Below are 23039 nucleotides of genomic sequence, written 5' to 3' on the forward strand. Positions count from 1 at the left end.
AACCAGCCTAGCGCGCCGGCCACATCGCCAGGCTGGTCTGCACCAGCCGCTCGAGGTCGGCGCAGGTCGCACCTGCGCCACCTTGCAGCGCAATGCCTTGGAGCAGCGCAATCAGATAGCCGGTAAGGCCCTCCGGATCGGCATGGTCGGGAAGGTCGCCTTCGGCCTTTGCCCGCTCGAAGCGAGCGACGATCGCGCGCTTGGCGGATTCGCCGCGCTTCAGCACCTCCTCGCGAATCGACTCGGCCTCGGCGCCGCACGCCACCGAATTGATCACGCCCATGCAGCCCCTGGGGTCGGTGGAGTCGCGTTGCCGCTCCAGTGCGCCACGCAGCAATGCCTCCGCAACGCCACGCGCGGTGGGGGCTTCCAGCGCCCGACCGATATAGCAGAGCTTCTCGCGCTCGTAGAGTTCCAGCGCCTTGCAGAACAAGGCTTCCTTGTTGCCGAACGCCGCATAGAGGCTGGGCCTGGTAATCCCCATGGCCTCGGTAAGATCGGTCAGCGACGCGCCTTCATACCCTTTGGTCCAGAAGATGCGGAGCGCCGCCGCCAACGCCTCTTCGACGTCGAACTCGCGGGGGCGACCCTTGGCTACGGTACAGGCAGCGGTTTTCATAACGAGCGGTATATAACCCCGGCGGTGATGGATTGCCAGTACGCGGTTATCCGCACCGCAGGAAGGGACGGTGGAGGCGCCCGGTTCGTGCCGGGTGCCCCCACCGCCGCAGCATCACGGGCGGACGCCGCGGACGCCGTTCAGCACCGCCAGCGCGGCGATGCCGAGAAAGGCGGCGCTGGTCCAAGGCCGCGCCTTGGCGAAGCTCTTGGCCTTTTCGGTGATCGGAGCGTCGCCGGAGAAATGGGCGCGGATATCGTCGGTAAGCGCGGTCTTTCCGTTCGACACGGTCTTGGTCGCTTGCTGGGTGGCTTCGGTCATGCTCGTCTCCGTTGGTCGGGGCGCGGCAGTCGCGCACCCGCCCTCAACGCCTGCGGGCTTTCGGGTTTCCCCAGGAAAACAAAGGGCCCGACCTTGCGGCCGGGACCAGGAGTCGTCGGGGGACGAACGGTTCAGAAGTTGAGACGGACTCCGATGCGATAGGTGCGGCCGATCGTGTCATAGAGCGCCGGATTCACGTCCAGACCGGTATTGGTCTGGGGCGACGGTGCAGGGTCGACATTGAACAGGTTGTCGACCTTGAAATAGCCCTCCAGCCCGCGCGTGACCTTGTAAGAGCCGCCGACGTCCACATAGAAGGCGCCGGGCATGAAGTTGCGGTCGATCGTCGGATTGTTGCCGGTCGAGACGGGGCAGCCCGTGCTGCACACGACATACTGATTGCCGAACACGCCGTCGGAGAACCAGCGTTCCTGTACCAGCAGGCTGAACTTGTCGGTGTCGTACGTCTGGGTGGCCAGCCACTTCCAATCAGGCGTCGCCCCCGTATTAGCGCCGGCATTGTCCACCGTTGCGACGCCGGCAATGCCGGCGGCAACCAGGAACTCCTTCACATGCGTGCCCAGCGCCCGTACCGTGAAGTTGCCCGGCAGGCCCAAAGGACGCTGCCAGCGGTAGCTCGCCTCGATATCGAAGCCGCTCGTCTTCCAGCTTGCCAGATTGAACGGCTGCACGTTGATGAAATTGCCGCCCTGGGTGGGGCTGTTAAGCACGAAGCCGCCACAGAACGCCTGATTGCCTTCGAAGCAGAAGCGGACGATCTGGTCCGCAGACAGGGTGGAGACGACGCCCTTCAGCTTGATGTTGTAATAATCGACCGAGAGGCTGAGCCCCGGCAGCCAGCTGGGATTGGCCAGCGCGATGCCGACTTCGACGTTGCGCGCGGCCTCCGGCTTGAGGTTGGCGTTGCCGATCGTGTTCTGGAACGCCTGCACCGCGACGTTGCGGAACGGATCGTTGAAGTTGGGCAGCGTGGTGACGGTGGGGGCGGCGAACAGCTCGGAAAGGTTCGGCGCACGCACGTCGCGCGAGACGACGCCGCGCAGGCGCACCCCGTCGAGCGGCGTTGCCCAGGTACCGCCGATCTTCCAGGTCCAGACGGTGCCAGAGGTGCTGTAGTTGGTCACGCGCGCAGCGCCGTTCAGATTGGCCTTGCCCAGCCCCTCATTGTCGAACACCGGCAGGTTCAGCTCAACATAGCCTTCCCACACATGATATTTGCCGCCGCCATTCTTGTAATTGCCGGCCGCCCAGTTGCTGCCCAGCGCCGCATTGAGCAGCGGGTCCGCCGGATAGGCGCTGCTGTTCGGGCTCACCGATGTCACGCCGGCGCCATAGGGATCGGCGTTCACGCGGTAGAACTCCCGGCGATACTCGCCGCCGAAGGCGAGGGTCAGCGGCCCGGCCCATAGATCAACGACATTGCCCGAGATGTTGAGGCTGGCGACATCCTGGGTCAGCTTGGTATGCTGGAACGGTCCGTTGGCGGGCGTGACATAGGCCAGTGCCGAGGCCGAGGGCGCGAAGCCGCCGAAGACGTTGATCGGCTGGCAGCCTGCCGCCCGCGCCACGGGATCGGCGCAGACGATCGCGCCGTTCAGGGCGATTGCGTTGGTCGCCGCGACATAGCGGTTCTGCAGCACGATATCTCGGACGTTGATGTCCGAGATGGTCACGCCGTGCTCATAATAGGCGTCGTAATTCCACTGGCCGCCGACCACATCGAGCCGGCCCTTGGCGCCCAGCACGCCGCGATACTGGCGGCGATCGGTATAGACCTGCGGATCCGGGAAGGCGCCGTTGCTGGTGCCGAAGTTGAACGACGTGATTCCAGCGGTCGCGCACCGATCGCGTACCAGCTGCGGCAGATAGGGGTTGGTGCATTGGACGGTCAGGTTCGGGCGACCATAGCCAGGGCTCGGCTGGTTGTTGGTCTTGACCTGGCCGATGTTGAGCGTGCCGTAGAATTCGTTGTTGGGCGCGAAGTCGTAGCCGATGCGGGTATATCCCACTACACGCTGCAGCTTCGAGACGAGCGATGCGCCCGAACCTGGCGCACCGGTCAGGTCGCCGCCGACGCAGAAGCTGTTGCCGGGGTAGCAATTGCTCACTCGGCCGTTGCCCAGCGGCTGCCCGTTTGAGCCGTACTGGAAATTGTACGGATTGCCGCTTGCGTCGAACGCGATGCCCTGGAGCGGGCCGTTGTTGATCAGGCCATAGCGGGCATATTGATAGGGCTGCGCATAGTCGCTGTAGACGAACTGCGGCGATCCGCCGGCCGTCACGCCGGTGTTGAGCAGCGTGGTCGCCTTGTACCAGCTGCGGCTGCGGGCGAGATCGGTGCCGAAGTCGCCCGGGCCGACGCCGCCGTCATGGGCATATTCGCCGCTGACGATCAGGTGCAGCTTGTCGTCGAACAGCGACTTGCCCCAGGCGCCCTGCGCCAGGATCTGCTTGTTGTCGCCATAGGTGGTGATGCCGCCCTGAATATTGGCCTTGAAGCCGGTAAAGCGGCTGTCGGTGATGAAGTTCACCACGCCGCCGACCGCGTCCGACCCATAGGAGGCGGAAGCGCCCCCATTCACCACGTCGACGCGCTTCACCAGCAGCTGCGGGAACAGGCTGATGTCGGGCACGCCGGTCACGTTGGCGGCGGCAACGCGCTGGCCGTCAAGCAGGGTCAGCGTGCGGATCGGCTGCAGGCCGCGCAGCGAGAAGGAGCTCAGCCCCTGCTGCCCGCTGGAGGTGCTGAAGGTCCCGGTCGCAGCGCCGGTCGATCCCTGAAGCGACGGCAACTGGGCGATGGTGTTGAACAGGTTGGGCTGCGCATTGGCGGCGATCTGCTCCGCGCCGATCACCGTGGTGGGCGTGGGGGCGGTGAAGCCGCTGGCGACGATGCGCGAGCCGGTAACGATGATCTGATCGGCTTGCTCCGTCTGCACGCTGGTATTGGCCTGCGGCACGGCGGCGGGCGCAGGATCCGCAGTCGACTGGGCCTGGGCCGCACCGGCTGCGCCGATGCTCGCCAGCGCGATCAGGCTCGCCCCGCACAGGCGCAGCTGCGATGTGAAAATGGCCTTCATGCCTCCAACCCCTCCAATATTTGCCGGCCGTTGTCCGAACCATGGCGATGCTGCTGGACGCTAATCCCGCGGGGGGCACCCGACACCTAAGACATAGGTGGTAGACGCCGCGCTCAGGGCCGCACGGCGTAGAGCGCGTGGTGGGTCAGGAGGAACAGGGTACGCTTGTCGGCGCCGCCGAACAGGATCTGGAGCGGGCGTTCGGGCATGTCGATCCTGCCTGCCTCCCTGCCGTCGGCGTCGTAGACGAACACCTGGCCGTTCGCGACATAGACCCGCCCGTCGGGTGCGACGGCGACGCTCTCGCCGCCGCGGTTGGCGAAGGGCTTGAGGTTGGTGAGCGTGCCGGCGTCCCCTACCGTACCGGTGTAGGTGACATTCTCCGACCCGTTGGTGACGAACAGCCGTTCGCCCTGCTTGCCGCCGATCAAGCCGTTTGCGTTGAGCGCGTGCGACCATCGCCAGCCGACATGATCGGTCGGCCCCTGCTGCCATACGCGGAAAGCGGGCAGCGCAACGCTGCCGTCGGGCGAGACATAGGCCTGCGTCTTGGGTTCGCCCGCTTCCTTCGCGAAAAGCTCCGCCATGGTGGTGAACTGATAGGTCTGCTGGTCGAGCTGGTCGCGGAATTCCCCGTTCGCCCACCAGTTGACCGGCAGTAACGTGCGTGCCGCGGTGCCCGCACCGATCGGCGTCGGCTCGATGCGGGTGAGCTGGTCGCGCGGGCCATCGGGATCGATCGAATAGACCGCGCCCTTGGCTCCAAGCGAGGATAGCACCAGCAGATGGCCGGAAGCGTCGACGGCGAGATTGACCGGATCGAGCGCATGATCGCGGATGATCTCGAGCCCCTTCTCCGCGGTCCAGCGCTGGATCCGCTGGAAGCGGCGGTCGATGAAATATAGCCGCCCCTTGGCGTCCACGGTCGCCCCGGAGATCGAGTAGAAGCCGTCTTCCAGCTTCTGCACCTTGGACACGGGCGGCTTCTCCGCAACCTGCCGCTCAGCCGCGCCGATATCGAGCCGGGCAAATTCGCGCTCGCGTACCAGCCGCTTGCCGGTCACGTCCTGGATCGCATTGTCGAAGGGATATTTGCTGGCGCGAAGGAAGGTCCCGCAGCCTTCCTCATCGCACGCCGCATAGCCGCTCTCGGCATTCACATGCACGTTGCGGAAGCGGATGTCCGCGGCGTTGAACAGCCGAACGGCACTCAGCGCCGGGTGGTAGCTGCGGGTGACCCGGTACCCGTGATAATTCGCGAAGAGCAGGTTGCGCGAATTGCGGATCTCCAGCGAAACCGCGTCGGGGCCGTCGCCCACCTCCTGCTCGGTCTGCGGCGCGAGGAACTCCCAGTTCTGCACATTGTCCAGCACGAACTCGTTGCGGACATGATGCTCCACCGACATCTCGTACACATGGCCGGGCGTGCTGGTGTTGGTGACATAGAACCCGGCCTGCGCGAAGGTGTTCGGGCTCCACACGTCGGTGAAGGTGCCACCGCCATTGTCGGTCACCCAGATGCTGGGATATTGCGCATCCCAGCGGCCATCGGCCACCGGATCGCCGCTGCGCGCCTGCTGGGTACCCAGCGGCTTGCCGTCGGCGGTGGGCGTGCCGCCGCCGCCCATGATCTTCACGTCGTGCATTAGGCTGTTCGCGCCCGATCGCCACAACACCGCCGAGGCGCGGGGATTCACGCGCCCGGTGAACAGGCCCAGACCCGACAGGATGTTGTCGCCGCCCTGCGGGGTCTCCAGAATCGGCAGTACGCTGCCCAGCCCGGCATGCGCCGGGTTGTTGTCCGGCAGGGTCAGCTGCGTGATCGCCGGGTGCAGGCCGATCAGCACACTGTCCGGCCGCAGCTTCAACCTGTCGGTCACCTTGTAGAAGCCGATCGGCAGGTACAGCACGCGGTTGGCGTCGATCGCCTTCTGAAGCGCGGCAGTATCATCGCTGGTGCCGTCGCCCTTCACGCCCAGTTTGCGGACGTTGATCCATTCGGACATCGGCGGCAGCGCCCGCACCGCGGCAGGGAGAAGCGCCGGCAGGGCGGCAAGCGGCTGAACCTCCGCCTGCAGGTCATAGGCCCCGGTCGCGCCGCTCTCGGGAACCTTGAGGCCGTAGGAAAAGGCGCCGACGCGGTACGCCCTCCCCTTGCCCGACACCGTCTTGCCGCTCTCGCGGAAACGGGCGAAGACCGGGCTGTCCACCGCCACCGCATTGTCGAAGCCGACCTGGGTGAAGACGTTGTTCTCGTTGGAGATCACAACGCCCGCCTTGGAGACCCGCTCGAACCGAACGTTCTTGCCGTACAGGGAATCGGAATAGCCGCGATCGATCTCGATACCCACCGGCGTGTCGCGAATGGCGACATTCACCAGGGTCAGGTCGACCTCATGCTCGCGGATCGCCGCCTCGCGCTGCCCGTCGAAGGTGGAATCTATCAGCGTGAACTGCCAGGCTGGCGACGTCTTCTCGGTGACGATGCCATATCGTCCGCCCTTGAACGCCACCTTCTCGATCAGGTTGCCGGCCTGGTACACGCCGGCGAAGCCGCCCCCGATGCGGAATTCCATGTGGCTGAGGAAAGCATGCTGCGCCATGCGGAAGCGCACACCTGCCGCAGCCGGGTTGCCGTTCGCGATCTCGATGTCGACATTGCTCATCGAGGAATAGAAGGTGCCCGAATTGGCATCGCGGACCACCTTGTCGCGGGGCACCACGGTCGGAACCGGAACGGGCACCTTGCCGACCGCATATTGATCGTCCCCGCCGAACACGATTATCGTGGAGACGCCCTGCTGGAACCCCGGCGTGTTCGCACCGAGCAGGATTACCGGTCGAGTGCTCCCCACACCGTAGACCCGCACGCCCGCGGGCACCACCAGGGTTCGGCTGATCCGGTAGCGACCGGAGGGCAGGAAGACGATGCCGTGCCGGGTTGCGTCGCGCGCATCATCCAGCGCTTTCTGCAGCGCCGCGGTATCGTCCGCCTTGCCGTCTCCCCTGGCCTTCACCGTCACCGCGCGCGGCTCGTCCGGCGCCGTGGGGAAGATCGACGCCTGCTGCGCAGCCGCGGGCGTTGCGAGCGAGCTCGCGGCAAGCAAAGCGGCCAAGGTGCAGCGCATATCCATCCCCATGCTGAGCTTAGTTCTTGATTGGAGGGGCTAACCTGCTGATGGCACGGGAGCATCTGCGACCAAGGTCGTAGTTTTCAGCGTAGCTGCAGCCTTCCAGAAGCGACGATGTCCTCGCCATCGGAGCTCGTTGCCATGCCCAGCCTTGCCGAACGATCGGCCGCCCTCAAGGCCGTGATCGTGATGGGCGTCAGCGGTTGCGGCAAGTCGACGCTCGGGTCGCTGCTCGCCGAGGCGCTCGGCTGCGTGTTCCTCGAGGGCGACGCCTTCCACTCGGCCGAAGCGGTGATGAAGATGCGGAACGGCACGCCGCTGACCGATGCGGATCGCTGGCCCTGGCTCGACCGGATGGCCGCCGCGGCCACCGCTTCAATTGATACCTGCGGCGTCGCCGTCGCCGCCTGCTCGGCACTTCGGCTGGTCTATCGCGATCGGCTGCGCGCCGGCATTCCCGGACAGGTGCAGTTCGTCTTCCTCGACGCGGACCGTGCCCAGCTCGTTGCCCGCATGTCTGCACGCGCGGGGCACTTCATGCCGCCGAGCCTGCTCGACAGCCAGTTGGCAACTCTGGAACGCCCCTTCCCGGCCGAGGGCGTGCTCGCCCTCCCCGCCCAGGCCCCGCCGGAGGTGCTGCGCGACCGGGCGCTCGCGCATCTGGAGCCGTCTGGGCTCAGGGCATGAGCCTGCGGCGCCCCTCCCCCAGATGCCACCGCATGGCGAGGGCGGCACGCTCGGGGTCCTGCGCCCGGATCGATTCGACAATAAGTTCATGTTCGTGGAGCATCACCGCTACGACCTCCGCCGAGCGCGAACGCGAGATGTCGACGCCGGCCTGCATGACTTTTTCGACATCCGGCCAAAGCGCGTCGAACGCCTGCTGGAACGCAAGATTGCCGGTGGCGTCCGCTACCGCGCGATGCAGCTCGCGATCCTCGACATGCGCGGGTGCGCTGGACAGCAATGCCGCGCGCAGGTCCTCCAGCGCCGCCTCCAGCACCGCCATCTGCTCGGGCGTGCGTCGCACCGCCGCCAGCCGCGCGGCTTCGGTCTCCAAGACGAATCGCACCTCATAGCTGCCCAGCGTGGTCGGCAGCTCCGCCAGCGGCATGAAAGCGACGAGTCGTTCCGAAGGCCGCCCCCGTACGAACGAACCGGCACCGCGGCGCACTTCCGTGATGCCATCCGAACCCAGCCGTACCAGCGCCTCACGCACAATCGCGCGTGACACCCCGCACATCTCTGCAAGACGCGCCTCGGACGGCAGGCGCGCGCCTACCTCCAGATCCTCCGTCTTGATGAGTTCGACGATCGCCGCATAGGCATGGTCAGAAAGCCGCGGCTGGTTCACTGTCCCGCTCTCCGGGCACCCGGATTTGCCATGCCCCCTCCCCTTGTCTCGGCCGTATAGTGCGGCAACCTATTAGACAGGTTTCACCCGAGCATCCATCAAATTGCCACCTGGAACGAATTCCGCGGCGGGGATTTACAGAATTGGGGTTGAACCTGTCCTACAAGTGGGTTTAAGTTAACGTTAACGAATCTGGAGGCAGCTCCTCGGAAAACGGATCGGTGAGGGAGGATGGTCATGCAGGCGGTAACGCAAGCACAGCAGGACGAATGCACCGGCGTGGAGGCGGTGACGCCGCCCAGGCTCACGCCCACGCAGATGCAGGTCCTGCGCTGCGTCCATTCGGGCCTGCTCAACAAGCAGATCGCCTATGAACTCGGCATGGCGGAAGCCACGGTGAAGGTCCACATGACCGCAGTGATGCGCAAGCTCAATGTCCGCAATCGCACCCAGGCCGCCATCGTTGCGGGCCAGTGGGGCTGGTCGCACGGCTGAGGGAAGGTCAAGCGGAAAGCAGACGGCGCTCCAACAGCGCCTGGAAATCGCGCCGGCCGTCGGCGATCAGCAGCACAAACACATGATCGACGACCACGCGGTAGATCAGCCGATAGGGCGGCGCGACCAGCTGGCGGAATTCGCGAATGCCGATCGCATCCAGTTCGCCGGGCACGCTTCCGCGCTCCGGAAACGCTTCCAGGCTATCCACCTTCGAAAGCATCAGATCAAGAAACGCATCGGCCTGTTCGGGAGAACGCTGCGCCGCGATCCAGCCGTGGATGTCGGCAAGATCCCCCTCCGCTCCGGCTGTAAGATAGACTATGTGGCGGCTGCTCATGCGGCAGCGTCGCCCCTGCCCTTCCGCAGGCGGGCAATCGCATCACGCGCAGGGCTGACCTTTCCGGCGTCGATGTCGCGGGCGCCGAGCGCAAGCAGCTTCAGCAGCGCCAGCGTTTCCTGAGTCGCCTGGTAGCTCGCCACATCCTGCAGCACGGCGCGCGCCTCGCCGTTCTGGGTAATCACAAGCGGCGCGCCGCCATCCGCCAGGTTGCGCAAGACGTCCGCAGCATTGGCTTTCAGATAGCTCACCGGCTTCACCTGTTCCGAATAGCGCATGATCACCTCAGACCGATAACGGACCGAATATAGTCTTCATAGCAGGTCTGAGCAACAGGGCACAAACACAGCTACGCATGTGAGTGGGCAAGCTTGTCGATTTGAACGAAATCGTGCATATGCTGCGCAACACTCATTCAACCGCGCGGGGCGAGGCACGAATGCATTCAGACATTGAGCGGATCGGCGATCTAGCCGACGCAGGCGAGCGCATGATCGAACGACTGCGCCGCAAGGCGTTCCTACCGGAAAGCCGCAAGGGGCTCCATGTGCGTTTCGGCATTGCCGAGGCGGCACAGCTGCTGGGTTGCTCCACCAACCGCATCCGCATGGCCGAGGATGATGGCCGGCTCCCGCCGCCGCCGCCGAGCGAAAATGGCCGGCGCCCTGGCTATACCGTCGAGGAGCTGCTCAACATGCGGCAGGTGCTGGGCGCCTCCCCTGCCCGCGCCCCGCTCGACGTGCCTGCCATCATTGCCGTTCAGAACTTCAAGGGCGGCGTCGGCAAGTCGACCGTTACTACCCACCTCGCCCACTATTTCGCCGTGCAGGGGTACCGCGTGCTGGTGGTGGATTGTGACAGCCAGGCGACGACCACGACGCTGTTCGGCTTCAATCCGCATTTCAACATCACCCGCGAAGAGACGCTCTACCCCTATCTCTCGATCGATCCGACCCAGGCCGATCTACTCTATGCCGTCAAAAAGACGCCGTGGCCGAACGTCGACCTGATCCCGTCCAACCTCGAGCTGTTCGACGTGGAATATGAACTGGCGGCAGCGGGTGCGGATGGCGGATCGATCCTCGCCACGCGCTTCCGCAAGCTCAAGGCAGGACTGAGCGACCTTGCCCGTGACTATGACGTGGTGATCCTCGATCCCCCGCCCGCACTGGGCACGATCAGCCTGGCGGTGATGCAGGCCGCGAACGCGCTGCTGGTGCCGCTGGCCGCGACGACCCCGGATTTCTGCTCGACCGTCCAGTTCCTCTCGATGATGGACCAGGTGCTCCATCAGCTGACCGAGGCCGGCATCGAGGTGCAATATGACTTTGTCCGGCTGATCTGCTCCAAGTTCGACGGCAACGATCCCAGCCACGCGATGGTCCGCCAAATCATGGAGCAGGCGTTCGGGCCGGCACTGCTGCCGGTGCCGATCCTGGAGTCGGCCGAGATCAGCCACGCGGCAATGCGGATGATGACGATCTACGAACTCGATCGCCCGATCGGCACCGCCCGTACCCACAAGCGCTGCAAGGCCAATCTCGACGAGGCGCTGGGCCAGGTCGAGGCGCTGGTGCGCCGTAACTGGGGCCGGGTGGCACCGGCCAGCGAAGAGGATGTCGTCAATGAAGCGGCCTGAGAGCGCCGCCCCCGGGCAGAAGGGCTGAACCGTGGCACGTACCCAGAAAGACTATCTTGCGGACCTGCTCGCCGAGGAAGCCGCGGCCGAAGCGGTCAACGAAGCGGCCATTCCGGCTGCACCTGCTTCGGCCCTCGCAGCCGAGCCGGAAACGCCGGCGCGGCTGGCCCGCACCCGCGGCACCACGTTGCTCGGCCGCGAGTCGGCGCTGGCCCGCGTGGCTTCGGGCGAGGTGCGCCAGGTCACCCAGCTGCTCCTCGATCCCGCGCGGGTGCGCATCTGGCCGGGCAACGCCCGCGTCTATGCCGACCTGTCGGAGGAGAATGTCCGGGAACTGATCGACTCGATCGTCGCGGAGAATGGCCAGAAGGTGCCTGCCGTGGTGCGCCGGATCGAGGGCGATCCGAACCACGACTATGAAGTGATCGCCGGCACCCGCCGGCATTTCGCGATTTCGTGGCTGCGCGCCAACAGCTATCCCGACATGCAGTTCGTGGCTCAGGTCGCGCAGCTGGATGACGAGGCAGCCTTCCGCCTCGCCGACCTCGAGAACCGCGCCCGCAAGGACGTGTCGGATCTCGAGCGGGCCCGCAACTATGCCGATGCGCTCCGCAGCCATTATGGCAACCACCTCACCCGCATGGCGGAGCGCCTGAAGCTGTCCAAGGGCTGGTTGTCCAAGATGATCAAGGTGGCAGGCATTCCGGACGCGGTGATCGCCGCGTTCGCCTCGCCCGCCGATGTCCAGCTCAAACCCGCCTACCCGCTCGCGCAGGCGCTGGATGACAAGAACGCGGCCAAGGCAATTCTGGCAGAGGCGCGGGTGCTGGGGCGCGAGCAGAGCGACCGTCGCGTCAAGGGGCAGGCGGCAATCCCCGCTACCGACGTGCTGCGTCGCCTCCTTGCCTCGCCTGCCGGACCGCAGGAGGCGGAGGAACTATTCTCCTGGGCGATGCCGGGCGGACGGACCGCGCTCAGCATCCTGTCGGTCAACCGCCAGGGGGTGACAGTGCGGCTTCATGCCGGCTCCGGTGCCGAGCACGAGCATCTGGTAACCGCGTTCCGCGAAGCGCTCGCCCAGCTCGAGCGCGAAGGCCGCGGGCTTCAGCGGTGACCCTGTTTCCCCGGGGAAACGCGCGCCGCGACAGCGCCGCCCGCTTCCCCGGGAAACCCGGGCTGCCCGGTCCCCGGCACTGCATGCGGCGCGTCGCCCGCTATTGCGCCACGCGCCTCGTTTCCCCAGGGAAACACCCCTTCCCCCTTCCCCATTCCGAGGTTCCATGACCCAGGCCGACCGCCAGTCGATCCCGGAGCAGTTTGACCTGTTCCTGCCTTATCTTGCGGACATGCCGCTGCGCGACCAGCGCGAGATGATGGAGCGGCCGTTCTTCAGCCTCGCCAAGACCAAGCGGGTGAAGCCGATCGATTATCGCAGCCCCGACGGCAAGCTGTGGGTGCACGTCTCAGCCAACCCCGACTACGGGATGGCGACGATCTGGGACGCCGACATCCTGATCTACTGCGCCAGCGTGCTGGCCGACATGGCCAGGCGCGGCCGCAACGACATCCCGCGCAAGCTTCACCTGATGCCGTACGACCTGCTGCGGGCGATCGGCCGCCCGACGACTGGGCGCGCCTATGAACTGCTCGGCCAGTCGCTCGACCGCCTGGTCGCCACCACCATCAAGACCAACATCCGCGCCGAGAACCGCCGCGAGGCGACGTTCAGCTGGCTCGATGGCTGGACCCAGCTGGTCGACGAGCGGACCGAACGGTCGCGCGGCATGACGATCGAACTATCGAGCTGGTTCTATGAAGGCGTGCTGATGACCGGGGGCGTGCTGTCGATCGACCGCGCCTATTTCAATCTGACCGGTGGCCGCGAGCGCTGGCTGTACAAGGTCGCACGCAAGCACGCCGGCGGGGCAGGGGAGGCGGGGTTCGCCATTTCGATGCCCACCCTGTTCGAGAAATCGGGTGCCGAGGGCCAGTACCGGCGCTTCAAGTTCGAAATCGCCAAGATCGTCGAACGCGACGAGCTGCCTGGCTATACGCTTTCGCTGGAAACGCCTGCCGGCAAGCGAGAGCCCAACCTGCGCATGCGCCGCAGGGCCGAAGGGGAGAGCGCACGACCGGTTGATCCGGTCACGACGCCACCGGCCGCCCGCAAGTCCGCAAAGCCCCCCGCCGAGGCTTTGCCGGCCCCGCAGCGCGAGGACGAAGCCACGATCGTCCCCGGCGCACGCGCCCTGATCCGCCGTTCGCTGACGAGCCTCGCCTCGCGTGGAACAAGCGGAATGATCACCGACGCAACGCTCCACCAGCTACGCCAGGAATGCCCCGGCTGGGACTATCAGGAGCTGCACCGGCAGTTCCGCGATTGGGTGGAAGCGGATCCTGCGCGCACGCCGGCAAACTACCAGAACGCCTTTCTCGGCTTTGTTCGGCAATGGCACGCCCGCAACAAGCATCAGCTGCGCTGACACGTCCCGTTCCCGAAGTGTCGGGCACCCTCACAGCACCCTGTCTAATGCGCCCGCAGAGAATGCCACTTTGAACCTCTTCCTTAGGGTTTCCATGCCAAGTGATTCAAACGCGTCGACGTTGGCCTGCGCCGGTGTCGTAATCTGGCGCGCTTACGGCGTGCATCGACACTTCCGGAACCGCTTTCGATCCTCAGGGAACACACTGTCGATCCTTCAGGAACGCCAGTACCGATCCTTCAGGAACACCACCTCGACACATCGGGAACAGCAGTATTGGCCCGAATCGCGGGCATTCCACGATTCGCTTGGGCTGGCGCGAACAGCTAACTCTCTAACGATTCAAAAACCCTCTAACCGTTCCGAGATTTTTTCATTTTCTCAGAGTGAGAGAGAGGCGCATGCAAACACCACAGCTTTGGTGCGCGCACGGCACCTGTAAGCCAAGCGCCGGCCGCCCGACCGACGCGATGGCCTTAGACACTACGTACAAACAATTGCTTCAGCGGCCACAATCAACCACATTGTGACGGCGCGTCCCACATGCAGCAGATTGCGTGACGGACATCGCTGGAGAACAAGACTATGCATCACCCGATAGGCCGACGCCGCCTCCTACAAGCAGGCGCAGCATTTCCCGTGGTGCTCACCGCCAAAGCCGAAGCCGCAAGTCCGCCATCCGCCGATGCAGCGTGGATCGACGGCACGCCCCCGCCAAACCACCTCGAAGGAACATGCTGGGGGCTCGCATGGCCGAAGGGACGATTGCGCCGCGAAACACCTCTGACAGCAACCAACGTCGACGGAAGCCCGCTTCCGCTCCAGAGCTGGCCGCTGGCCTACTGGCCAGATGGCTCGTGCAAATGGACCGGCCACGCGCTGCCGGCACTAGACCCAGCACCAGCGCGCCTTCGAGTTTCCCCTGGGAAACCCCGCGCGCCGGCGGCAGCGGTGCAGGTGCAAACAACCCAAGACGCCATCCTGCTGCGGACCGGCGACCTTTGCTGGCAGATCTCGAAGAGCGGACCAACACTGTTGCGCGCGCTCGCCGGGAACGGCACACCGCTGCTAGAAGCCGTCCAGCTCACCGGAGAGCTCCGCGTCGAGACGCCGGAGGGACGCCGCGTACCGCTTGCCGGTGTCATCGAGCGTGCAGATATCGAGCAAAGCGGCCCCATTCGGGCGGTCATCCGGGTTCAGGGGCACCACAGCGACGGGGAGCGCCTGCTCCTGCCGTTCACCGTCCGCATCGAATGTTTTGCCGGATCGCAGGGCCTGCGCATCGTCCACAGCTTCGTACACGACGTCGATCCCGCGAAACTCCTCGTCTCCGGCATTGGCATCGCCGCGACGGTCCCGATGCGCGGTGCGCTGCATGATCGCCACGTGCGCCTTGCCACAGCGTCCGATGCCATGTTCGCGGAGGCCGTGCGCCCACTCACCGGGCTCCGTCGCGATCCGGGAGCCGCGTTCCGCGGCGCACAGGTTGCGGGGCAGCCGGTTCCGCCGCTCGAGCAGATGCGCGCCCCCGTGGCCGACCTGCTCGAGCGGATTCCGGCTTGGGACGCCTTCCGCCTGCTCCAGGCGTCTGCCAACGGCTTCACCCTCGCCAAGCGTACAGGGCCGGACATGGCGTGGATCGACGCGGGGGAGGGGCAGCGTGCGCCTGGCCTCGCCTATGTCGGTTCGCCATGGGGCGGGGCGGCCATCGCGGCGCGCTGGTTCTGGCAGCGGCATCCGACCGAGCTGGAGATAGAGGGCGCTGCCGGCAAAGCAGCACGGCTTTGCGCCTGGCTGTGGTCGCCCCGCGCGCAGCCGATGGACCTCCGCCGCTATCACGGCGTGATGGGCATGGAAGGCTATGCGGCGCAGAATCAGGGCCTCGATATCACCTATGAGGATTATGAGCCGGGCTGGGACTCGCCAACCGGGATCGCACGTACGAGCGAACTGATGCTTTGGGCGTTCCCCGCCACACCGACGACCGATCACCTGCAATCGCTTGCCCGAACCGTGGCCGAACCGCCGCGACTGATGGCCGATCCTGCCCAGCTCCACGCTGTCGGGATATTCGGCGACTGGGGATTGCCGGATCGCTCCACACCCATGCGTACCGCCATCGAAGACCAGCTGGACCGGCTGATCGACTTCTACGCAGGCGAAGTCGATCGCCGTAGCTGGTACGGCTTCTGGAATCACGGCGACGTGATGCACAGCTACGACGCCGACCGGCACCAGTGGCGCTACGACATCGGCGGCTTTGCCTGGGCAAACAGCGAGTTGTCCCCGGACCTCTGGCTATGGACCGCCGCGCTGCGCAGCCGCGATCCCAAGGCATTTCGCCTTGCGGAGGCGATGACGCGGCATACCAGCGAGGTCGATGTCTATCATCTCGGCCGCTTCGCCGGGCTGGGCACGCGCCACGGCGTGCAGCACTGGAGCGACAGTTCGAAGCAGCCGCGCGTCAGCAACGCCAATTATCGCCGGATCTTCCATTATCTGACCGCAGACGAACGCACCGGCGACCTGATGCGCGACCTCGTCACCTCGCACGAGGCGCTGCGCACGGTAGAGATCGGCCGCAAGGTGCCCGGGGCAGCGCGGACGCCCTTGCCGGACGGGGTGATCGAGATGACCTTCGGCACCACCTGGGCGGTGCTGGCGGGGGCATGGCTCGCCGAATGGGAACGCACCGGCAATCGCAAATGGCGCGACCGGATCGTCGCCGGGATGGACAGCATTGGTCGCCTGCCGCGCGGCTGGCTGACTGGCAGCGCACCCTACGACCTGGCGAGCGGGCGGTTCCTCGATCGCGGCGCCAAGATCCAGCTTTCGCATCTCAATGCCGTGTTCGGCGCAGTCGAAATCAACGCCGAGCTGCTGCGCCTGCTCGACGTGCCGCGCTACCGGGCGGCATGGCTGGACTATTGCCGCTGGTACAATGCACCCAAGGCGGACTGGCTGGCGAAATGGGGCGAGCCCTTCGGCCCGCGCAACCTGCGCGAATCCCACTCGCGCCTGACTGCCTTTGCCGCGCATACCACCAGCGATCCGGCGCTGGCAGCGCGCGCGGCGCAGGAGTTCCTGTCCGGCGATGCGGGGCTAGGGCTCTATCGCAGCGATCCGCGCCGGCCCTTGCGGGGCGGCGGCGTGGAATGGCCGGGTATCTCCACCAACGCGGCATCGCAATGGGGGCTGGCGGCGATCCAGAACCTTGCGCTAATCCCGGACGCGCTGGATCGGGGCACCATCCGGCCGCCAAAAGGTGGGGGTGGGGAGTGAAAGGTGGCTGCGGGTAGCCAATTGCCGCGGTCTTGGCGCAGGACAGCGGATCCACACCCCCGTTAGCCCCGTCCCCTCGCGACCGGGTTCCGGCCCCAGAGCTGTTCGTAGCGCCAGCCCGACAGATCCTCCACCACCGCCTGCGCCTGCGGCGACCCGGGCGCGGTCCCGCCGCGCTTGAAGCGGTCGATCTCGGCCATCAGCACGTCGTGCGTCGCGGCGTTGAGCCGGAAGCGGGTGGAGACCAGCATGCCGGCGATCAGCACGCCCACCGTGCCGATGCCCAGCACCAGCGCAATGGTGTGGATCGCCTGCGGGCTCTGCACGGCCGCGCCCTTGGCAAAGCCGCCCGCGCTCATGATCGCGCCCACGCCGGCCACCGCCGCTGCCTGGGTCAGCTTCCGCACGAAGGTCATGACGCCGGCGAACGCCCCCTCGCGGCGCCTGCCCGTGACGATCTCGTCGACATCGGCCATGTAGTTGTAGGTCGCCCAGGGGATATAGTTGAGCGCGCCGCGGCCAAGGCCCGCCAGCGCGATCGGCAACCAGAGCCAGGCGCTGCCCACGCGCACGCCTGCACCCCATTGCGTCAGCAGCACCAGCACGCCCGCGGCGAAGCTCAGTGCCGCCAGCTGATAGGCGCGGGCAGGGGAACTGCGCAGCGCCAGGTTGATCGCCAGCAGCACCGCGACAAACTGGACGATGTACATCGTGCCGAGCAGCGTCGACGCAGCCTCGATCGAGCCGAACAGCGCGAAGACGACGAAGAAGGTGAAGGCCGCATTGAACACGTCCTGGCTGATATAGCCCCCCAGATACATGCCGAGGTGCAGCCGGAAAGCGCGGATGCGAAAGGTGGAGAAGAGGTTGGAGTAGAGCCCGCGGATCGCGGCGCCCACGCTCGGCCGCGGCGCGCCTTCCGGGCGAAGTGCTGCCACTTCCGCGGCCGGCCGCTCCCAGCTGAAGCGGTAGAGCAGCCCGGCCGTCACCATGAACAGCGCCGAGAACAGTATGCCCATGTAGAGGAAAGTCTGCGGGCTGTCCTTGCCGAGCGCCTGGATCAGCATGCCCGGCAGGAAGCCCGCCAGGATCGCGCTCGCCTGGGCAAAGAGGATCCGCACGCCCGCGAACTTCGCCTTGGTGCGATAGTCGCGCGCCATCTCCGCCGCGAGCGTCTCGTACGGGATGATCTCCATCGCATAGACGAGCTCGAACAGCACGTAGGTGGCCAGATAATACCAGAAGCCCTGTCCCGCGACCCACATGATCGCGAAGGAGGGGAGGAGGGGAATTGCTGCCAGGATGAAGAAACGGCGACGGCCGAATCGGCGGCCAAGCGGCGTGTCCCCCATGGCATCCGAAAGGTGCCCGATCACCGGCGAGGCGATCGCGTCCAGCACGCGGGCAACCGTGAAGATCAGCGCCGCCTGCCACGCCTCCAGCCCGCAGAACTGGGTGTAGAAGATCAGCACCCAGCCGGAGATCACCGCCATCGAACCCGCGCCGAGCACGTCGTTCGAGCCATAAGCGGCATAGTTGTACCACCGGACGGGGCGGGTGGGCGCGCTGGGGGCCATGCTCTCTCCTGGACTCCGGCGTCCGCCATGGCGGCACCGGCTACTTTACTCCATAATATGAACTGCTATCATACTATGTGAAACAACATCAAGCGGCTTGGGAGAGCGATCATGGCACGGCTGGGCACCTGCGTGCGAGTGCTGGGAGCGGCTCTGGCCGCGCTGTTGCTGGCGGGCGCTGCCGCCGCTGATCCCGCGGCGAGCTGGATCGACTCGACGACCGGTCACCGCGTCGTCCGGATCAGCCGCGAGCCCGGCACGGTGAGCCATTATTTCACCCAGAACGGCTTCTTGCCGCAGGGGGACAAGATGGCGGTGACGACGCCGCAGGGCATCGCCCTCGTCGACCTCAAGACGTGGGAAGTGCGGCCGCTCGTCACCCGGCCCGGCGCAGTGCTGCTGTTCACCGGGCGCAGGAGCCGCAACGTCTATTTCGCCGAGCGCGGACGCGATGATGCGGGCGGTCCGTTCGGCGTGTTTGCCGTCGATGCCGATAGCGGGGAGGTCCGGCGGGTGGCGACCGTGCCGGGCGGCTGGATCGGATCGATCAATGCCGACGAGACGCTGCTGCTGGGGCAGGTTGCCAAACCGATCGTGCCGCTGCGGCCCGACGGGACGCTCGCGCGGGCCGAGGGCGAGGTGAACACGCCGGGCATGAACGACTATCGCGCCAACGGGCCGGACGGGAAACCGCTGCCCTATGCCGAGGCGAAGGAGGTGCACATGAACCGGCGCCTCGACGCGCAGGTGCCGATGGAGATCTTCACCCTCGACCTGCGCACAGGTGCCCGGCGGGTGGTGACGGCCTCCACCGACTGGCTGAACCATGTCCAGTTCTCGCCCACTGATCCGCAGCAGATCCTCTATTGCCATGAAGGGCCCTGGCACCGCGTCGACCGGCTATGGACAATCCGGGCCGACGGCACGGGGAAGCACCGGCTGCACACCCGCACGATGAACATGGAGATCGCCGGGCACGAGTTCTTCTCGCCCGACGGGAAATGGGTCTGGTATGATCTGCAGACGCCGCGCGGGCAGGTGTTCTGGCTCGCGGGAGTCGAGCTTGCGACCGGCAAGCGCCGCTGGCTGCATGTCGAGCGTAACCTCTGGTCGGTGCACTATAACATCGCGCCGGACGGCGCCCGCTTCTCGGGCGACGGCGGCGACCCCGAGATGGTCGCCCATGCACCGGACGGGAAATATCTCTATCTCTTCACCCCCAGCGCCATCGCCGACGTGGCGGGCATCCATGCCGACAATGCCGACACGCTGATCGCGCCCGGCACGCTGGCGGCGGAAAAGCTGGTCGACATGCGCCGGCAGGATTACCGGCTCGAGCCCAACATGATCTTCACGCCGGACGGCAAATGGATCCTGTTCCGCGGTAATTTCGAAGGCGCCGCGCACCTCTATGCGGTCGAAGTGGCGAGGGTCGCGCCGCAGCAACGATAAACTACATCAAGTTCCGGCAACCAGTTGATCCAACGGGCATTATGCTTGCATGCCCGCGTATCGCTTCCGCCTCTGCACACCGGATCACCATCCCCATGGCATGGAGCGCCGCGACCTGCCGGACCTGCGCGCCGCGCTGATCGCCGGCCATGGCCTGGCCCGCGCCCTGCTGCGCCGCCGTGCCGATCGTGCGCCGCTGCGCGGCAGCCTCGACATCGAGGACGAACGCGACCAGCCGGTCGCCCGGATCCTGCTCGCGGATCTTGCCCGGCAGCTTTCCTGACGCGCGCGGCCTGCTTGTCTCCCCGGCTTTGCCGCGGCATGGTCGGGGAGAGGGGAGGGAGACATGATTGATCACATCGGCATCACCACCGCGGATCTGGACGCCGCGCGGCGCTTTTACGCGGCCGCGCTGGCGCCGCTCGGGATCGGGCTGGAGGCGGAAGTCACGGCGGAGCAGACCGGCGGCTATCAAGGGCTCGGCTTCGGGCACGACGGCAAGCCGTTTTTCTGGGTGGGTTCCGGGGGCGCGGCGGCCGGCCCGATGCACATCGCCTTCACCGCCGCAAGCCGTGCGGAGGTGGACGCCTTTCACGCCGCGGCGCTGGCCATCGGCGGCACGGACAATGGCGCGCCGGGCCTGCGCCCGCACTATCATCCCCATTACTATGGCGCGTTCGTGCTGGGGCCGGATGGAGTGAACGTGGAAGCCGTGTGCCATCAGCCCGCATGAGCGGCTTGCCGGGCCGCCGTCGCTGTGGTCAACCGGCACGATCCGTTCCGTTCCGGGGGCTCCGATGATCGATCCGCTTCGCCTTGGCCGCACCGCCGCGCTGCTGCTGGCCGCCGCCTTACCCCTGGCCGAGCCGGCGCTGGCGCAGCGCCTGACGCCTGCCGAGACGACCATGACGCGCACCGTCGATGCCGACTATGATCGATCGGTCGCGCTGCTGGAGACGCTGGTCAACCAGAACAGCGGGACGCTGAACCTTGCCGGTGTGACCAGGGTCGGCGCGAGGATGCGCACCGAGCTGGAGCCGCTGGGCTTCATCGTCACCTGGAAGCCGATGGACGCGGTGCAGCGCGCCGGCCATCTGATTGCGGTCCACAAGGGCCGGCCGGGCACGAAGCGGCTGTTGCTGATCGGTCATCTCGACACGGTGTTCGAGCCCAATTCGCCGTTCCAGAAATTCGTCCGCAAGAGCGACCTTGCGGAAGGGCCGGGGGCGGGGGACGACAAGGGCGGCATGGTCGTCATCATCGCTGCGCTGCGGGCGATGCAAGCGGCGGGCACGCTCAAGAACGCCAATATCGAAATCGTGCTCACCGGCGACGAGGAAAAGTCGGGCAGCCCGCACAGCATCGCCCGCGCCGACTTGATTGCAGCCGGCAAACGCGCCGACGTCGCGCTCGACTTCGAGGGGCTGGTGATCGATGGCGGGCGCGACATGGGCTCGATCGCGCGGCGCTCGGCGATCGACTGGCGGATCACCGCCACCGGCAAGACCGGGCACAGCTCGGGCATTTTTGGCCCCGGTGTGGGGGACGGCGCCATCAACGAGCTCGCGCGGATCCTCGCCGCGTTCCGTAAGGAACTGCCCGAGCCCAACCTCACCTTCAATACCGGCGTCATCGCCGGCGGGGCACGGGCGACGCTCACCGAGAGCGGGGATGCGGTCGCTGCGGGCAAGACCAACATCATTCCCCAGACGGCGATCGCGATCGGCGATTTCCGGACGCTGAGCCCCGAGCAGACCATACGGGTGCGGGCCAAGATGGAAGCGATCGTCGCCGCGCACGCGCCGGAGACCAACGCGAGAATCGAATTCGGGGAAGGCTACCCGGCAATGGCGCCGACCGACGGCAACCGCGCACTGCTTGCGGCCCTCAATGGGGTGAACCGCGACCTGGGGCTGGCGGAAATGCCGGCGCTCGATCCGCTGAAGCGCGGGGCAGGGGACGTCTCCTTTGTGGCGGCCGATGTCGACAGCCTGGCCGGGCTGGGCCCCTACAGCACGGGCGATCATGCCCCGGGCGAGACGGTGGACCTCCCCAGCATCCGTCGCCAGGCCAAGCGTGCGGCGATCCTGATGTCGCGGCTGAGCGCCGAGCGGAGCGTCCGGTGAAACGCGGTCTCGGCGTGTTGCTGGCGCTGGCCGCGCTGTTCCTCCCGGCGCTTGCCCGGGCCGATCCACAGTTCACGGTGCTGGTGATCGCAGCGCCGAGCAAATATCATTACGAGTACATCCCGGTCGCGCGCGACAGTCTTGAGCGGCTTGGCCGGCTCCATGCCTTCGCGATCGACTGGCAGAAGGACGGCGCGCGGCTGGACGGCGACCTCAAGCGCTACGCCGCCATCCTGCTCCTCAACACGCCTGCCGACGAATTCAGTCCCGGCCAGCGTGCCGGGCTGGAGCGCTACATGCAGGGTGGCGGCAATGCGGTGGTGGTGCACCGCGCCGCGATCGTGCCTGCCGGCGCCTGGCCCTGGTATGAGAAGCTGGTCGGACGCAGCTTCGTCAACCACCCGATGATCCAGACCGGTGTCGTCACGGTGCTCGACAAGGGCTTTCCGGCGGCGTTCGGCCTGCCCGATCGCTGGTTGTGGAGCGACGAGTTCTACGTCACCAGCAACCCGTTCGACATCGCCATCCACCGCGTGCTGGGCGTCGACGAATCGAGCTACGATCCCACCCGCATCTGGCCGGGGCAGGTGGGGCACCGGATGGGCAGGGACCATCCCGAAGCATGGTTCCACACCTATGAGAAGGGCAGGGTGTTCGTCACGCTGCTCGGCCATGAGGCGGAGATGTACCGCGACGACCGCTATCTCCAGCACCTGCTGGGCGGCATCACCTGGGCCGCGACGGGGCTCGGCGAGCAGCGCTGACGGCGCTCAGCCGTCGCGGGCGGCACGGCGCGCGGCGAGAACCGCATTGATCCGGTCGGTCGACCTGTCCTCGACGCAGGCCTTGAGCTCGCGCCGCGTCGGCACGCCGGCCTCGACACATTGCTGCGCGACGCCGCAGGGGATCGCATCGAGATCCGTCTGCCCCGAGCCGCGCAGGATCCGGCAGTTGCGCAAGGCCATGCCGTCGCTGCGCTTGTCGGTTTTCAGGTCGACCTTGATCATCCGCAACTGGCGGGAAACGACGATGATCTCCTCCTCGGCAGTAAAGGCCGGGGTCGTCTGGAGCATCAGCAGCAGGATCGGCAGAATCATCGCGCCATTCCTCTCCATCATG

General features: G+C 66.3%; 20 protein-coding genes. 11 read left to right on the forward strand and 9 right to left on the reverse strand.

Annotated features, from left to right (window positions below; all coding sequences use genetic code 11):
• Window positions 1–7: 7 nt before the first annotated feature.
• The 4 genes from V7E00_RS19835 to V7E00_RS19850 form a co-directional block, all read right to left on the reverse strand.
• Window positions 8–619, reverse strand: a complete 612-nt coding sequence (locus V7E00_RS19835; RefSeq protein WP_333574329.1) for a TetR/AcrR family transcriptional regulator — start codon at window positions 617–619, stop codon at window positions 8–10.
• A gap of 114 nt (window positions 620–733) precedes the next feature.
• Window positions 734–940: a hypothetical protein gene (locus V7E00_RS19840; RefSeq protein WP_333574330.1), complete on the reverse strand. Its 207-nt coding sequence runs from the start codon at window positions 938–940 to the stop codon at window positions 734–736.
• A gap of 131 nt (window positions 941–1071) precedes the next feature.
• Window positions 1072–4041 carry a TonB-dependent receptor plug domain-containing protein gene (locus tag V7E00_RS19845; RefSeq protein WP_333574331.1) on the reverse strand — a complete coding sequence of 990 codons (2970 nt, stop codon included), beginning with the start codon at window positions 4039–4041 and terminating at the stop codon, window positions 1072–1074.
• Window positions 4042–4154: 113 nt separating this feature from the next.
• Entirely contained in the window at window positions 4155–7175 is a 3021-nt protein-coding gene (locus V7E00_RS19850; protein ID WP_333574355.1) for a glycosyl hydrolase family 28-related protein, read from the reverse strand.
• Between the two features lie 138 nt (window positions 7176–7313).
• Here V7E00_RS19850 and V7E00_RS19855 point away from each other — a divergent pair, with 138 nt between their 5' ends.
• Window positions 7314–7859, forward strand: coding sequence for a gluconokinase (locus V7E00_RS19855; RefSeq protein ID WP_333574332.1), 546 nt, complete (start codon window positions 7314–7316; stop codon window positions 7857–7859).
• Here V7E00_RS19855 and V7E00_RS19860 read toward each other — a convergent pair.
• The gene (locus tag V7E00_RS19860) at window positions 7849–8526 is read right to left on the reverse strand and encodes a FadR/GntR family transcriptional regulator (RefSeq protein ID WP_333574333.1); all 678 of its coding nucleotides are present in this window, start codon (window positions 8524–8526) and stop codon (window positions 7849–7851) included. The genes V7E00_RS19855 and V7E00_RS19860 overlap by 11 nt on opposite strands.
• A 237-nt stretch (window positions 8527–8763) precedes the next feature.
• On the opposite strand from V7E00_RS19860, the gene V7E00_RS19865 reads away from it, so the two are divergent.
• Window positions 8764–9021, forward strand: coding sequence for a helix-turn-helix domain-containing protein (locus V7E00_RS19865; RefSeq protein ID WP_333574334.1), 258 nt, complete (start codon window positions 8764–8766; stop codon window positions 9019–9021).
• A gap of 7 nt (window positions 9022–9028) precedes the next feature.
• Here V7E00_RS19865 and V7E00_RS19870 read toward each other — a convergent pair whose 3' ends face one another.
• The gene (locus tag V7E00_RS19870) at window positions 9029–9361 is read right to left on the reverse strand and encodes a type II toxin-antitoxin system RelE/ParE family toxin (protein WP_333574335.1); all 333 of its coding nucleotides are present in this window, start codon (window positions 9359–9361) and stop codon (window positions 9029–9031) included.
• Window positions 9358–9639 carry a type II toxin-antitoxin system Phd/YefM family antitoxin gene (locus V7E00_RS19875; protein WP_333574356.1) on the reverse strand — a complete coding sequence of 94 codons (282 nt, stop codon included), beginning with the start codon at window positions 9637–9639 and terminating at the stop codon, window positions 9358–9360. Before V7E00_RS19875 ends, V7E00_RS19870 begins: the two co-directional genes overlap by 4 nt.
• Window positions 9640–9800: 161 nt before the next feature.
• On the opposite strand from V7E00_RS19875, the gene V7E00_RS19880 reads away from it, so the two are divergent.
• The 4 genes from V7E00_RS19880 (at window position 9801) to V7E00_RS19895 (ending at window position 16765) form a co-directional block, all read left to right on the forward strand.
• On the forward strand, window positions 9801–11000 hold the full coding sequence (locus V7E00_RS19880) for an AAA family ATPase (protein ID WP_333574336.1): 1200 nt from the start codon (window positions 9801–9803) through the stop codon (window positions 10998–11000).
• Between the two features lie 31 nt (window positions 11001–11031).
• A complete protein-coding gene (locus V7E00_RS19885; RefSeq protein WP_333574337.1) occupies window positions 11032–12114 on the forward strand; it encodes a ParB/RepB/Spo0J family partition protein in 1083 nt (360 codons plus the stop codon).
• A 166-nt stretch (window positions 12115–12280) separates the two neighbouring features.
• Window positions 12281–13483 (forward strand): replication initiator protein A, encoded by a 1203-nt coding sequence (locus tag V7E00_RS19890; RefSeq protein ID WP_333574338.1) that lies wholly within the window; start codon window positions 12281–12283, stop codon window positions 13481–13483.
• 585 nt (window positions 13484–14068) lie between these two features.
• Entirely contained in the window at window positions 14069–16765 is a 2697-nt protein-coding gene (locus V7E00_RS19895; protein WP_333574339.1) for an exo-rhamnogalacturonan lyase family protein, read from the forward strand.
• Between the two features lie 62 nt (window positions 16766–16827).
• Here the strand turns inward: V7E00_RS19895 and V7E00_RS19900 are convergent, their stop codons facing one another.
• A complete protein-coding gene (locus V7E00_RS19900) occupies window positions 16828–18342 on the reverse strand; it encodes an MFS transporter (protein ID WP_333574340.1) in 1515 nt (504 codons plus the stop codon).
• 111 nt (window positions 18343–18453) lie between these two features.
• Here V7E00_RS19900 and V7E00_RS19905 point away from each other — a divergent pair, with 111 nt between their 5' ends.
• The 5 genes from V7E00_RS19905 (at window position 18454) to V7E00_RS19925 (ending at window position 22684) form a co-directional block, all read left to right on the forward strand.
• Window positions 18454–19794 (forward strand): oligogalacturonate lyase family protein, encoded by a 1341-nt coding sequence (locus tag V7E00_RS19905; protein ID WP_333574341.1) that lies wholly within the window; start codon window positions 18454–18456, stop codon window positions 19792–19794.
• A gap of 49 nt (window positions 19795–19843) precedes the next feature.
• Entirely contained in the window at window positions 19844–20077 is a 234-nt protein-coding gene (locus V7E00_RS19910; RefSeq protein WP_333574342.1) for a DUF6894 family protein, read from the forward strand.
• A 63-nt stretch (window positions 20078–20140) separates the two neighbouring features.
• Window positions 20141–20527 carry a VOC family protein gene (locus tag V7E00_RS19915; RefSeq protein ID WP_333574343.1) on the forward strand — a complete coding sequence of 129 codons (387 nt, stop codon included), beginning with the start codon at window positions 20141–20143 and terminating at the stop codon, window positions 20525–20527.
• Window positions 20528–20591: 64 nt separating this feature from the next.
• On the forward strand, window positions 20592–21920 hold the full coding sequence (locus V7E00_RS19920) for a M20/M25/M40 family metallo-hydrolase (protein WP_333574344.1): 1329 nt from the start codon (window positions 20592–20594) through the stop codon (window positions 21918–21920).
• A complete protein-coding gene (locus tag V7E00_RS19925; protein ID WP_333574345.1) occupies window positions 21917–22684 on the forward strand; it encodes a ThuA domain-containing protein in 768 nt (255 codons plus the stop codon). Before V7E00_RS19920 ends, V7E00_RS19925 begins: the two co-directional genes overlap by 4 nt.
• Before the next feature lie 6 nt (window positions 22685–22690).
• Here the strand turns inward: V7E00_RS19925 and V7E00_RS19930 are convergent, their stop codons facing one another.
• Window positions 22691–23017, reverse strand: coding sequence for a hypothetical protein (locus V7E00_RS19930; protein ID WP_333574346.1), 327 nt, complete (start codon window positions 23015–23017; stop codon window positions 22691–22693).
• Window positions 23018–23039 lie beyond the last annotated feature (22 nt).

Source organism: Sphingomonas sp. (assembly GCF_036731925.1).
In the GTDB taxonomy this organism is placed as follows: Bacteria; Pseudomonadota; Alphaproteobacteria; order Sphingomonadales; family Sphingomonadaceae; genus Sphingomonas.